Below are 13,102 nucleotides of genomic sequence, written 5' to 3' on the forward strand. Positions count from 1 at the left end.
GGACCGGGCGGGCCGCCGGTGTCGGCGCCCGGTCCTCGCCGGCGGTGGCTCACACGGTGTGGACGGTTCCGGCGTACCGCTGGGCGAACCGGGTGCCGGTGCCCGCGGTGACCGTGATGTCGTACCGCCCCTCGTCGGTGCGCCACGTCAGGCGGGTGCGGTCGCCCGTCCCGACCCACACGGTCCGCTCCTCGCCGGTGAAGTCGTTCGGCGTGATGGTGAACGCCACGTCGGTGCCGCCGGTGTTGCGCAGTTCCAGCTCCACCGTGGCGTGCTCCGGCCGCCCGGAGTGGCGCAGGGCCGCCGTCACCGAGGGCACCGCCACATCGTCCTGGCCGGCGCGGACGACGGTGCCGGAGAAGCGGCGGACGAAACCGTCGGCGCCGTACACGGAGAAGTCGTAGCGGCCGTCGGTGTCGGCGGCGTCCCACACATAGGTGCGGGACGAGCGCGGCGGGACCGTGAAGGGCGTGCCGTCGAAGGGCAGGGCGACGTTCGGCAGGACGGTGAAGTGGTAGCCGACGCTGCCGTCGTTGGTGAGGGTGCAGGTGACCTTGCCGGTGGTCCGATCGACCTGCACATCGGCCCACGGACGGTAGGGCAGGGCGCGGCGCGGCCGGTGGCCCTTCTCCTGGGCGGGCATGGACTGCTGGTCGGGGATCTTGACCGGCGGCAGGGAGTTGCCGGCGTCCGCCTTGGCCATCAGGGCGACCGTGTCGGGGAGTTCGGGGATGCTGTAGTCGGGCTTGGCGAAGTCGAAGCAGCTGGTGAGGTCGCCGCAGACGGTGCGCCGCCAGTCGGAGATGTTGGGCTCGTGCACACCGGTGACGCGCTCCAGGAAGCGCAGCACCGAGGTGTGGTCGAACACCTGGGAGTTGACCCAGCCGCCGCGCGACCACGGCGAGACGACCCACAGCGGCACCCGGCTGCCCAGACCGATGGGCTTGCCGTTCGCGAACTCGTCCTTGGTGCCCGGCTCGGGGGACGGGGGGATGACGTGGTCGAAGTACCCGTCGTTCTCGTCGTACATGAGGAGGAAGACGGTGTGCTGCCACACCTCGGGGTTGGAGAACAGCGACTGCAGCGCGGTGTTGACCCAGTGGGCGCCGTAGTCGGGGCTGGCGTTCGGGTGCTCGCAGAACAGGTAGGGCGCCACCAGCCAGGAGACGGTGGGCAGGGTGCCGTCCTTGCAGTGCTGGTCGAACGCCGTGAGGTCCCACTTCGTCATGGCGTTGACGTAGCGCGGGTCATCCTTGGGGAACGCGTGGAACTGCTTGAAGTACGACAGCGCGTTGTCGTCGTAGTCGCCGTAACGATCGTCGGAGCCATCCGGGTTGTGGTAGACGCGCCAGGTGACACCGGCCTGCTCCAGGCGTTCGGCGTAGGTCGTCCAGTCGGCCACCGGGTTGTTGGTGACCGGCGTGTTGTCCGTCCACGGGCCGGTGGTGCCGTCGACGCCGGGGCCTGCGGTGCCGGTCCACAGGTAGAGGCGGTTGGGGTCGGTGGGGCCGTTCAGCGAGCAGAAGTAGCCGTCGCAGAGGGTGAAGGCGTCGGCCAGCGCGTACTGGTAGGGGATGTCCTCGCGCGTGAAGTAGCCCATGGTCCGCTCGCCCTTGGCGGAGACCCACTTGTTCATGGCGCCGCCGTTGACGGCGGTGTGGCCGGTGTCCCAGTCGTGCGGGAGGCCGCCCGCGTTCTGCGCGTTGTACTTCGTGGTGTCCATGCGGAACGGCAGGAGGTAGCCCTCCTTGCGGCCTCTGGCGGGCTGGCGGAACACCGATTCGCCGCCCGGGAGGACGGTGGCCTGGCGGTCACCGAAGCCCCGCACCCCGCTCAGGGTGCCGAAGTAGTGGTCGAAGCTGCGGTTCTCCTGCATCAGGATGACGACGTGCCTGACGTCGGCGAGACTGCCGTGGCGGGCGCCGGCGGCCTCCGCAGTGCCGGGTATTCCGGCCGCGAGGGCGGCTCCGGCCGCGGCGGTGCCGATGAAGGAGCGGCGGCTGATCTCGGCCTTGGGAGTCATGGGAGGAAAGGTCCTTCGGGTCGTTCGCGGTCAGCCGCGGGCGGACAGGGAGAAGGTGACGACGGCGGCGGCGTGGTCGGAGGGCCAGCCGTTGGCGGCGGTGTCCGGGACCGGTCGGGGCCAGCCCGTGAACAGGTTGTGCGCCTCAAGGACCTTGAGCCGCCCGGCGAACTGGATCTGGTCGATCCGGTCCTGGGGTTCCGAGCCGCCGCCCTCGTGCTGCGGCCTGACGGGGGACCAGGTGATGCCGGGTGCCTTCACCGGGCTGGGGTGGGCGTCGCGGAAGGCGTCGACGAGGCCGGCCTGCTCCAGCGCCTCGGTGACGGGCCAGCGGACCCGGCCCACTCCGCCGTGCGCGGACGCGGTCCGGCTCGTCCAGTCGTGGTGGGACGGCGAGGCGAGTCCGGCCGCCAGCACGATCGGTGTGCGGGAGGCGAGTTCCGGCCGCAGCGCGGCCACCAGCGCCTGCGCCTGCCGGTAGCGGGCCGTCTCCTTCTCCGCCGCCTCGACCTGCGCGGGGGTGCGACCGGCCGGCAGCGCGTACGGCCCGTAGTCGGCTTCGTCCAACTGGGCCGTCCACAGGCGTACCGTGCGGTCGCCGGGCAGGTGCAGCGTCGCCGCTGCGGCCGGGAGCGCCGCGGTGGGGGCGACGACGTCGGTGAGGGGGTAACGGCTCACGATGCCGAGGCCGCCGGCCCGGTGCGCATGCCAGCCGAGCGCTCCGGCGAGGTTCTCGGCCGCCTTGTCACCGCATTCCTGGAGCGCTACGACGTCCAGGCCCTGGGTGAGCACCAGCCGCAGCCACTTCTCCAGGAACCCGTCGACGTGGGTGCCGGCGTCCCAGAGGTTCAGCGTGGCCACCTTCAGCCGCAGCCGCTCCCGCGAGGTGCGCACCGGCACCTGGACGGTGATGGTGTCGCTGCCGACGGCGCTGTCGGTGACGGCGGCCACCAGCCGGCCGGGCTTCCGGGGCGCGAGGAGCGGGGCCGTACCGCTGACCGTGCCGTCCGCGGCCACCGACAGCCAGGGGTCGCCCCCGACCCGCTTGAAGGTCGCGCTGCCCGGGGCGTTTCCTTCGGGCCTGATCCACAGACCGCCCAGCTTCACCGAGAAGTCCTGGCCCGCGGTCTGCGGCTCGGTGGTGACGGCGTCCACGACCGCGTGCGGGCGCGGGATCTCGGGGCGCACCGCGAAGCTGAACGGGGCCGTCCTGGCGAGGATGCCGTAGCCGTCCTTGGCCAACAGGTAGGCGGTGTACGGCCCGCCGCTGAGGCCCGAGGTGTCGAGGGTGATGTCGCCGGAGGCACCAGGGGTGTACTCCCAGGCGAGGGAGGAGCCGTGCCCCGGCTGCCGGTCGCCGTCGTACACGCCGATCCAGTTCTTCGCGTCGGGTGCGTCGGTCGTCCAGTGGAAGGAGGCCTTGTCGCCCTCGTGCGGGGCGGGTGTCGTCAGCTCGACCGAGTCACCGGCGGGCGCGCCGGCGAAGCTGAACGGCTCCGTCTTGGCGAGGACGCCGTAGCCGTCCTTGGCCAGCAGATACGCGATGTAGGGCCCGCCACTGAGGCCGGAGGTGTCGAGGGTGGTCTGCCCGGACGCGCCGGGCACGTACGCCCACACCAGGGAGTTGCTGCCGCTGCCGGGCAGCCGGTCGGCGGGGTGGACGCCGATCCAGTTCTTGGGGTCGGGCGCGTCCGTCGCCCAGGTGAAGGCCAGTTTGTCGCCGCGCTGCGGGGGCGTCGGGGAGCCGATCGCGATGCTGCTCCCGGACGCGGCGGCCTGTGAGAGGGATGACACGGTGTTGGGTCCTCTCCGCCCCGGGTGCCGCCGCGGCGGCACCCGGGTGAGCAAAGTTGTCTAGATAACTTCGCCCCATAGCAAGCCGTCCCCCGGCGACGGCCCCGTGAACGAGAGGTTGCCGACGCCCGGGAAGAAGACGGAAATCTGAGGACTCCCTGTGCGCGCCAAAAGGCTGGAACCTCACCGGAATTGGGCATCTGACCTGCGCATTTCCCAGGCCATCTGCCTCCGGTGCTACTCACAGAGGCTGCCAGGGCCGCATGCCGACGCGTGGCCGCCCGGACGGATACGACACCTCGCGCCGTTCAATGGTTCGGCCCTCCGCTGTGCACAGCGGAGGGCCGAACGAGTACAGGTGGAAGAGCTAGCGGTAGCCGCCCGTCCGCTGTCGGCGCCGGGTGCGCCAGGCCGCGTCCAGGGAGAGGTAGGGGGCGCCGGCGAGGACGAGGGGCAGCCAGGCCATCAGGTAGGCGAGGTCGTTGCCGAAGTAGTACGGCGTCGTGGCCCAGCTGACGGTCAGCCACAGGCTCAGCGAGATCAGGGCGCCGCCGAGGGCGGCCAGTCGGCCGAACAGGCCCAGCAGGGTGCCGATACCGACGGCCAGTTCGCCGAGGGCGATGGCGTAGCCGAAGCCGACCGGGTTCTTCAGGGCCATGTCGATCAGGGCCGGGATGGCGGCGGAGTCGCGGGCCGCGCGCATCGTCTCACCGATCGAGCCCGCGCCGCCGGACTTCAGGAAGGCGCTGTCGGTGAGTTTGTCGAGACCGGCGTAGACGAAGGTGACGCCGAGGAAGACGCGCAGCGGAAGGAGGGCGTAGCGGGCGACGGTGTCCCGCCAGCCGCCGTCGCGGTTGAGGTAGGAGGTGTGTGTGTCCGTTCGGATGCCGTGAGTCATCGCTGTAAGCCGCCTCTCGCCCGCTGTGCAGACTCCTCACCCGACGATACGTATGACCGACGTCGCCGGTTCAATCCTCTCCCGGACGTTTTTGCGGATTTCGGGTCCCCGTCACGGGCGAAGGGCGGCCTCCGGCTCTCACTCGGTCACCTGGACTATGCACCGATTGGTCGCCACCCCGGAGGCAGTGACCACCTGTACCTCCACCGATCCGGGCTCCACCTCGGCCGGTACGGGCACGGTCAGGACGGTGTCCGTGGGGTTGCGGAAGCCTCCGGCGACGGGGACGAGCGGGACGTGGACGTCGACGGAGCCGATGCGGACGACCATGCGGGAGAGGCGGTCGGCGGTCTGGGCGCCGGGCGGGACGAAGCCGGTGCCGCGGATCTCGATGTCGTCGCCGGTGCGGATCGGTCCGTCCAGGTCTCCGGGCTCGCGGGCGCGGACCACGGAGAGGATCACCGGCCGGCCGCCCTCGGCGTACTTGCCGGCCAGGTAGGTCGCGGCGGAGATCAGGACCACGACCGCGAGCCCCCAGGGCAGGTCGGGCAGTTGGTCGGGGCGGCGGGCCAGTCGTACGGCGGCGAAGAGCACGGCGACGGAGCTGACGACGACGTACTGGAGGTCGGCGAAGGCGCCCCGGCCGGAGTCGTCGGTCAGCAGGTCGGCGGCGCGCGGCCGGTGGGCCGGCACCTTCTGCAGCCGCAGGGCGAGGATGCGCAGGCCGACCACCCGGCGGACCAGCACGGCGATGCCGCAGACCACGGCGAGGACGGTCACCGTGCCCGCCCCGCGCGCGAGGTCGAGGCCGGCCAGGAGCGCGTCGCGTTCGGCGTGGTCGGAGGCGGCGGCCAGGCGGCCCGCCAGCAGCAGGATCGCGTAGGCGACGAGCAGCACCCAACCGGCCGCCACCGTACGGGAGGTGGACATCCGGTTGTCCTCGCCGATCACGGGGGCCAGTACGCCGCCGCGCGCACGATGGAACCAGGAGGCGGCGGTCAGGGCCACCGCGACGACGAGCGCGGCGAGCAGCGCGGCCGTACGGGCGCTGGTCCAGCCCGCACCGACCGCGGTGAGCGACTCGCCGAGCAGCAGGGCGACGACCGCGCCCCACACCGCGCACACCGTGCGCAGCCACAGCCGGGCCAGCCACGCCTCGCCCTCCGCCCGGCCCCGTTCGGCGACGGCCTCCGCCTGCTGGGTCAGCTCCTCGGACACCCACTGGCGGGACGCGGAGGCCGAGTGCGCCACGGCCGTCGGCAGGCCCTGCCCGGCCGCGAACGCGTCGCGGGCGCGCAGGAACGCGGCGACGGCCCGTCGATGCCCCTCGCGGGCCCCGTGCGGACAGTCCCCGCAGGTGCAGCCGCCCCCGTGCGCCCCGACGGCACCCGTTGCCGCGCCCTGACTCGCCTCCTGCACCGCCACGCCCGACGCCCGCCTTCCCCTCGGCCCGAGACACGGCCGGCGGCCCCCTTTGCGAGCCGGTCCGCCGCCGTGCAACTCCCGTCTGTCGAGAGCGAATTGTGCCCTACGCGGGGCCGTCGGGGCCCGCCGGGACGGGTCAGTGCGGGTGAAGTTCGGGCCGCTGTGTTGACCCGGCTGCGAGAATCTCCGTATGGCCGAGATCATCCAGCGGGACGGCACCTGGGCGTTCGACGGCAGCACGATCCGGATCACCCCCGGACTCCACCGTTCCGTACCGCTGTTCCGGCAGACGTACGGGGAGATCGCCGTACCGCTGGCAGCGGTGTCGGGTGTCGGCTACGAACCCCGGCGCAAGCGGGGCCTGCTGCGGCTGCGACTGCGCGAGGGCGCCGACCCCCTGCTCCAGGCCACGGGCGGGCGGCTGCCGGACGCGGCCGACCCCTACCGGCTGGCCGTGCACGCGGACCGCGGTGGGGTCGCCGAGTTCGTCGCCGAGGAGATCCGGCACGCGCTGCTGCTCGACCAGGTCCCCAAGGAGCCCACGGCGGCCTATCTGCTGACGGGGCCGCCCGTGCCGGTCTCGGTGCGGTCCTCCGACGGCACGGTCTCCTTCGACGGCGCCCAGGTGCGCATCGACTGGGCCGACACCTCGGACCGGGTCAAGCGCGCGACCGGACCGCGCATCATCGGCCTCGGCGACCTGGTCCAGGTCGAGTGGCTGCCCAACTCCGGCTATGAGGACGGCTTCCTGCGGTTCGTGACCCGGGAGACGGTGTTCTCCAAGCTGCCGCCCGAGCGGGACCCCTACACGCTCGACCTGTGGGGCAGCGTCCGCCGCGACCTGCTGACCGCGCTGGTCGCGGCGGCCGTGACCGCCCGGCTGCCGCATCCCTCCGCCCGCGCTGTCACGGACCGGGAACGGTCGCCGGCCACCGTGCCCGCGCAGGCCGCCCACCACGACGTACTGCTGCGCCGCCTCCGGGAGCTCGGCGAGCTGCACCGCGACGGGGTGCTCACGGACGAGGAGTTCGCGACGACGAAGACCACCATCCTGCGAGGTTTCCAGGACAGGCCCTAGCTGAGCAGGTCCGGCTCGCTGCGGCTGATGTCCTGCCACAGCGGCTGGTAGTTGATCCAGGCCACGAGGTCGCCGCCGAGCTGTTCGCGGGTGGCCACGGCCTGCTTGTGGTCGATGAGGACGGGCCGGCCGGCCGCCTTCGCCATCAGCTGCACCTGGCAGGACCGTTCCAGCGACAGGAACCACCAGGCCGCCGCGTCCACCGAGTCCCCGACGGTGAGCATCCCGTGGTTGCGCAGCACGAGCGCCTTGCGGGAGCCGAGGGCCCCTGCGATCCGGCGGCCCTCCTCGGCGTCGACGGTGACGCCGGTGTAGGCGTCGTAGAGCGCCAGGTCCTCGTAGAAGGCGCAGCTCTCCTGGGTGAGGGGGTCGATGAGGTCGCCGAGCGCGGCGACGGCCCGGCCGTGCACGGAGTGGCAGTGGGCGACGGCGACGACGTCGGGGCGGGCGGCGTGGACCTGGGCGTGCACGGTGAACGCGGCCTGGTTGACGTGGTAACGGCCCTCGACCACCTGCCCGTCCTGGTTGGCGAGGACGAGGTCGCTGACGGTGACGTGCTTGAACGGCATCCCGAACGGGTTGACCCAGAAGCAGTCGGTGAACTCCGGGTCGCGCGCGGTGATGTGACCCGATACCCCGTCCTCGAGTCCGGCGCGCCCGAAGACCCGCAGGGCGCCCGCGAGCCGCTCCTTGCGGTGCCGGCGTTCGTCCTCGACCGAGTCGTGCATCGGCGGCATGGCGAACCGCAGCTGGTCGGTGGGCAGCGGGAGGGGTGGGGTGGGCCCGTGCATAGGTCCTCCAGCGGGGGGATTGCTGTACGGGCCGGAAGTTACCGCCGGTCAGCGCAAAAGGGCAGAGCTGTTTTGTAAAGATGACGTAGGCGGCGAATACCCGACAGAGGATGTCCGGTTTGCCGGTGAGACTGGCGCGTATGACCAACTGGACAGCCTTCACGACCTCCGCACCCGACCTGGCAGAGATCGCCGAGAAGCGTTTCGGCGCCTACCGGCACCACGTCCTCGCGACCCTGCGCAGGGACGGCTCCCCGCGCACCTGTGAGCGACGCCGACATGGGCAGCGGGGATGTCCGGGTCGCCGGGCGGGCCTTCGAGGTCGTCGATACGGCGATGAAGGGGGCGTACCTGAAAGAGGTGGAACCGCCGCAGCCGTTCCACCTCTTCCGCACCGAGCTGACGGAGGTCGTACGGACCTACGTCGAGGACGAGAAGTACCTGGTCACCCAGGTCTGGAAGCCCGGAGCGCCGGTGCGCACGCTCAAGCGGGCCTAGGGAGGACTACTCCCACTCGATGGTGCCCGGCGGCTTCGACGTCACGTCGAGGACGACCCGGTTGACGTCCCGGACCTCGTTGGTGATCCGCGTCGAGATGCGGGCGAGGACGTCGTACGGCAGCCGCGACCAGTCGGCGGTCATGGCGTCCTCGGAGGAGACCGGGCGCAGGACGATCGGGTGGCCGTAGGTGCGGCCGTCGCCCTGGACGCCGACCGAGCGGACGTCCGCGAGCAGGACCACCGGGCACTGCCAGATCTCCCGGTCCAGGCCGGCCGCGGTCAGCTCCTCGCGGGCGATGGCGTCGGCGTCCCGGAGCAGGTCCAGGCGCTCCTTGGTGACCTCCCCGACGATCCGGATGCCGAGGCCGGGGCCCGGGAAGGGCTGGCGCTGGACGATCTCCTCCGGCAGGCCCAGCTCCTGGCCGACCATCCGGACCTCGTCCTTGAACAGCTTGCGCAGCGGCTCGACCAGCTGGAACTCGAGGTCCTCGGGCAGGCCGCCGACGTTGTGGTGCGACTTGATGTTGGCGGTGCCGGTGCCGCCGCCGGACTCGACCACGTCGGGGTAGAGGGTCCCCTGGACGAGGAACTCCACCGCCGGACCCTCGTCCGCGATGATGTCCGCCTGCGCCTGCTCGAAGACGCGGATGAACTCGCGGCCGATGATCTTCCGCTTCTCCTCGGGCTCCGAGACGCCCTTCAGCGCGGTGAGGAAGCGTTCCTCGGCGTCGACGACGACCAGCTTGACGCCGGTCGCGGCCACGAAGTCCTTCTCGACCTGCTCGGTCTCGCCCTTGCGCATCAGACCGTGGTCGACGTACACGCAGGTCAGCTGGTCACCGATGGCGCGGGCGACGAGGGCGGCGGCGACGGCGGAGTCCACACCGCCGGACAGACCGCAGATCGCGCGCTTGTCGCCGACCTGCTCGCGGATCGCGGCGACCTGCTCCTCGATCACGTTGCCCGTGGTCCAGGACGGGGTCAGGCCCGCGCCGCGGTACAGGAAGTGCTCCAGCACCAGCTGGCCGTGCGTGGAGTGCATGACCTCGGGGTGGTACTGGACGCCGTAGAGCTTCTTCTCGTCGTTCTCGAACGCGGCGACCGGGACCACGTCCGTGGACGCGGTGACCGTGAAGCCCTCGGGGGCGGCGGAGCACGCGTCGCCGTGCGACATCCACACGTGCTGCTCGGCCGGGGTGCCCTCGAAGAGCGTGGAGGACGTGCGGGAGACGTGCAGGTCGGTACGGCCGTACTCGCGGGCGCCGGTGTTGTCCACCGTGCCGCCGAGGACCTCCGCCATCAGCTGGAAGCCGTAGCACATGCCGAAGACGGGGACGCCGGCCTCGAAGAGCTCGCGGCCGAGGCGGGGGGCGCCCTCCTCGTACACGGACGAGGGGCCGCCGGACAGGATGATCGCCGCGGGGTTCTTGGCGAGCATCTCGGCGACCGGCATGGTGCTGGGCACGATCTCGCTGTAGACCCGCGCCTCGCGGACGCGACGGGCGATGAGCTGGGCGTACTGCGCGCCGAAGTCGACGACCAGGACGGTGTCGGGGGTGGCGGCAGTGGAAGTCGCTGATGACACGGGGTGCCTTCTGGTGGTCGGGCGGGGGTCTGTGCTAACGAGTCTAACGGTGTGGGTGGGCACGCTTCCTCTGGACCGGGACGTGGCATACTGACCCCCATGCGCAAGCTCTCGACCTTCGTCTTTACCTATGGCACCCGGCCCGCCGGCTGCCATGGTCGTGCTGCTTGAGCCAACGCCAAGCGACTTCCCAGGCGCCCCGGGCCGACAAGGCCCGGGGCGCCTGTCGTTTTCCGGGTTCTGTCGTTCCAGGGCATCCACCCTCCCGATCAAGGAGCCCGACGTGACCACCACCCCGGAAGCGACCATCGCCGACGCCCGCGAACGCATCGACGCGCTCGACGACCGGATCATCGGCCTGATCCAGGAGCGGATGGCCGTGTCCGCCGTCGTCCAGGAGGCCCGTATCGCCTCCGGCGGGCGGCGGGTGCACCTCTCCCGCGAGATGGAGATCCTCGGTCGCTACCGCGAGGCCCTCGGCAAGCCGGGCACCGCCCTCGCCATGACCCTGCTGGAGCTGTGCCGGGGTCGCATCTGAGTTCGATCCCGCTCTCACCCGCTCGGCGCGTGACCGGCCCGCCGACCCCTTCGTTGTGTCCGGTGTCCGTGCCAGCCAGGGGCGGGCCCGACAGAACCACGCGTGGCTCGCTGGGGCGATGAGGCGTACGGGTCGTGCCGTACGCCGTGGGACCTCGCTCCAGGGAAGTGACCGGACGGCAGGGGACAGCAGCCCGGTCACCCAAGAGAACGGTCGGCTCCGGGGACGCCCGGGGCCGACCGGCGGAAAACTGCAAATATGCACCAGTGCCGGGTCAAACGGTTGCGGATGCCTTGTTCATCCAGCACGATGCGTAGACAGCCCCAAGTCCCCTCGCAGACAACGGCATTGGGCCGGCCCCACCACGCCCGCCCGAGACGGAGACCACAGTGCGAGCGGCGCAACCCCCCGGCGCCGCTTCCAGGCACCGACGCAGCCCTGACGTCGGTGCTGACGAAAGAAGGGCCCCGCGGCCTCAGGTCCCGCGGGGCCCTTCGCCGTGCGCATCACGCGTGACACACGTCACATGAATATCTCGTGAAGGCGGCGCAACCGTTCCGGCCCCTCGCCGATCAAACCTGCTGCCGGATCAAGAAGACGGTAAGAAGCGAGGGACCTGCGTTCGGAGGGGGATGCAGGTCCCTCGGTGCTTCGCGGCACCTCTTCGGTCCGGTCCGGCTACTTCTTCGGCGGTACCGCCGGGATCCCCAGGAACGGCAGCTTCAGCGCGGCGAACGCGTCCGCGGGGACCGCGGGAGTGCGCGGCTCCACCGGCTTCAGCCGCTCGTACGCCGCCCCCTGCGCCGGACGCGGATCCTCCTCGCCCTTGTTCGGCCAGTACGACATGGCCCGCTCGGCCTGCGCGGTGATCGTCAGCGACGGGTTCACGCCCAGGTTCGCCGAGACCGCGGCGCCGTCCACCACCGAGATGCCGGGGTGGCCGTAGAGCCGGTGGTACGGGTCGATCACGCCCGTCTCCCGGGAGTCGCCGATGGGGCAGCCGCCGAGGAAGTGCGCGGTCAGCGGGGTGCCCATCAGCTCGCCGACGTTGCTGCCGGCGAAGCCGTTGATCTCGGCGGCGAGCGCGGACGCGGCCTCGGAGGCGGCCTTGATCTGCTTGGGGTTCGGGGCGCCGTGGCCCTGGCGGGCGGTGAGCAGGCCCTTGCCGACGCCGCCGGGCTTCAGGTACGTCGTCAGCGAGTTGTCCAGCGACTGCATCACCAGGCCGATGATGGTCCGCTCCGACCAGCGCCGGTTGGACAGCGAGCGGGCGACCAGCAGCGGGTGGCGGGCCGCGTTCGCCAGCCAGGCCAGCACGCGCGAGGAGCCCTCGGCGTAGGGGACCTGGAGGATCGACAGGCCGCCCATCGAGTTGGAGCCCTTGCCGTAGCGGACGGGCTCGATGTGGGTGTTCTCGTCGGGATGGACCGAGGACGTGATGGCGACCCCGCGCGTGAAGTCGGCCTGCGGCTCCCCGGTCGCCTTGCGGTAGCGCCGGTTGTCGGTCTGCGCGCCGACCAGCGCCTCGGAGTTGGTGCGGGTCAGGTCGCCGAGGCGGGCGGAGAGGTACGGCAGCCGGCCGTCGGCCTTCATGCGGTGCAGCAGGGTCTGGGTGCCGTACGTACCGGCCGCGATCACGACCCGCCGCGCGGTGAAGAGCCGTCCCCTGCCCTTCTTCTTCTGGTCGGTCGGCAGGGTCGCCACCGCGTAGCCGCCCCGCGAGTCGTCGGTGACGGACACGACCGTCGTCATGGGGTGGACCACCGCGCCCGCCTTCTCGGCGAGGTACAGGTAGTTCTCGTTGAGGGTGTTCTTCGCGCCGTGCCGGCAGCCGGTCATGCACTCGCCGCACTCGGTGCAGGCGTTGCGGGCGGGGCCCGCGCCGCCGAAGTAGGGGTCGGCCACCTGCCCGCCGGGGGTCGCCTTCGCCTTTCCCTCCGCGTCCTTGCCGTCGCCGAAGAACACGCCCACCGGCGCCATATGGAAGGTGTCCCCCACGCCCATTCGCTCGGCCGCCGCCTTCAGGTGCACGTCGGACGGGGTCATGGTGGGGTTGAGCCGTACGCCGAGCATGCGCTGGGCCTGGTCGTAGTACGGCTTCAGCTCCTCCTGCCAGTCGGTGATGTCACGCCACTGGGGGTCGTCGAAGAACTGCTTCGGCGGTACGTAGAGGGTGTTGGCGTAGTTGAGGGAGCCGCCGCCCACGCCCGCGCCGGCCAGGACCATGACGTTGCCCAGCAGGTGGATGCGCTGGATGCCGTACATGCCGAGTTTCGGCGCCCAGAGGTAGTTCTTGAGGTCCCAGGAGTTCTTGGGGAGGGTTTCGCGGGTGAAGCGGCGGCCGGCCTCCAGGACACCTACGCGGTAGCCCTTCTCGGTGAGGCGAAGGGCGGTGACGGAGCCGCCGAAGCCCGATCCGACGACGATGACGTCGTAGTCGTAGGTGTCCTGTGACACATGCTCTCCTCGT

The 13,102-nt window shown here is 71.4% G+C and carries 9 protein-coding genes and 2 pseudogenes; 4 read left to right on the forward strand and 7 right to left on the reverse strand.

From position 1 onward, the window contains the following. Window positions 1–49 precede the first annotated feature (49 nt). From ACZ5DS_RS31120 to ACZ5DS_RS31135, 4 genes are all read right to left on the reverse strand, one after another. A complete protein-coding gene (locus tag ACZ5DS_RS31120) occupies window positions 50–2,023 on the reverse strand; it encodes a phosphocholine-specific phospholipase C (protein WP_468245128.1) in 1,974 nt (657 codons plus the stop codon). A gap of 30 nt (window positions 2,024–2,053) precedes the next feature. After that, window positions 2,054–3,817, reverse strand: a complete 1,764-nt coding sequence (locus ACZ5DS_RS31125) for an endonuclease/exonuclease/phosphatase family protein (RefSeq protein WP_468245129.1) — start codon at window positions 3,815–3,817, stop codon at window positions 2,054–2,056. A 367-nt stretch (window positions 3,818–4,184) separates the two neighbouring features. Beyond that, on the reverse strand, window positions 4,185–4,715 hold the full coding sequence (locus ACZ5DS_RS31130; RefSeq protein WP_468245132.1) for a DoxX family protein: 531 nt from the start codon (window positions 4,713–4,715) through the stop codon (window positions 4,185–4,187). Between the two features lie 138 nt (window positions 4,716–4,853). Next, complete coding sequence (locus ACZ5DS_RS31135; RefSeq protein WP_468245133.1) at window positions 4,854–6,140, reverse strand: hypothetical protein; 1,287 nt, start codon at window positions 6,138–6,140, stop codon at window positions 4,854–4,856. Between the two features lie 190 nt (window positions 6,141–6,330). Between ACZ5DS_RS31135 and ACZ5DS_RS31140 the strand changes: the two genes are divergently transcribed. Beyond that, window positions 6,331–7,218, forward strand: coding sequence for a DUF4429 domain-containing protein (locus tag ACZ5DS_RS31140; protein ID WP_468245135.1), 888 nt, complete (start codon window positions 6,331–6,333; stop codon window positions 7,216–7,218). Here ACZ5DS_RS31140 and ACZ5DS_RS31145 read toward each other — a convergent pair. Further along, complete coding sequence (locus ACZ5DS_RS31145) at window positions 7,215–8,009, reverse strand: class II aldolase/adducin family protein (protein ID WP_468245137.1); 795 nt, start codon at window positions 8,007–8,009, stop codon at window positions 7,215–7,217. The genes ACZ5DS_RS31140 and ACZ5DS_RS31145 overlap by 4 nt on opposite strands. Before the next feature lie 140 nt (window positions 8,010–8,149). Here ACZ5DS_RS31145 and ACZ5DS_RS31150 point away from each other — a divergent pair. Then, window positions 8,150–8,272, forward strand: a pseudogene (locus tag ACZ5DS_RS31150) (pyridoxamine 5'-phosphate oxidase family protein); the annotation flags it as partial. Between the two features lie 13 nt (window positions 8,273–8,285). Further along, window positions 8,286–8,507: pseudogene (locus ACZ5DS_RS31155) on the forward strand (pyridoxamine 5'-phosphate oxidase family protein); the annotation flags it as partial. A gap of 6 nt (window positions 8,508–8,513) precedes the next feature. Here ACZ5DS_RS31155 and guaA read toward each other — a convergent pair. Further along, window positions 8,514–10,094, reverse strand: a complete 1,581-nt coding sequence (gene guaA / locus ACZ5DS_RS31160) for a glutamine-hydrolyzing GMP synthase (RefSeq protein ID WP_468245140.1) — start codon at window positions 10,092–10,094, stop codon at window positions 8,514–8,516. 268 nt (window positions 10,095–10,362) lie between these two features. On the opposite strand from guaA, the gene ACZ5DS_RS31165 reads away from it, so the two are divergent. Next, complete coding sequence (locus ACZ5DS_RS31165) at window positions 10,363–10,632, forward strand: chorismate mutase (RefSeq protein ID WP_468245298.1); 270 nt, start codon at window positions 10,363–10,365, stop codon at window positions 10,630–10,632. 678 nt (window positions 10,633–11,310) lie between these two features. Here the strand turns inward: ACZ5DS_RS31165 and ACZ5DS_RS31170 are convergent. Continuing rightward, a complete protein-coding gene (locus ACZ5DS_RS31170; protein WP_468245142.1) occupies window positions 11,311–13,089 on the reverse strand; it encodes a GMC family oxidoreductase N-terminal domain-containing protein in 1,779 nt (592 codons plus the stop codon). Between the last annotated feature and the right edge of the window lie 13 nt (window positions 13,090–13,102).

It is taken from the genome of Streptomyces sp. NPDC031100, assembly GCF_055570785.1.

Bases quoted from the DNA above. Each gene is read 5' to 3' on its own strand.
- ACZ5DS_RS31120 (WP_468245128.1), bottom strand. From the start codon at position 2,023: ATGACTCCCAAGGCCGAGATCAGCCGCCGCTCCTTCATCGGCACCGCC.
- ACZ5DS_RS31130 (WP_468245132.1), bottom strand. From the start codon at position 4,715: ATGACTCACGGCATCCGAACGGACACACACACCTCCTACCTCAACCGC.
- ACZ5DS_RS31140 (WP_468245135.1), top strand. From the start codon at position 6,331: ATGGCCGAGATCATCCAGCGGGACGGCACCTGGGCGTTCGACGGCAGC.
- ACZ5DS_RS31145 (WP_468245137.1), bottom strand. From the start codon at position 8,009: ATGCACGGGCCCACCCCACCCCTCCCGCTGCCCACCGACCAGCTGCGG.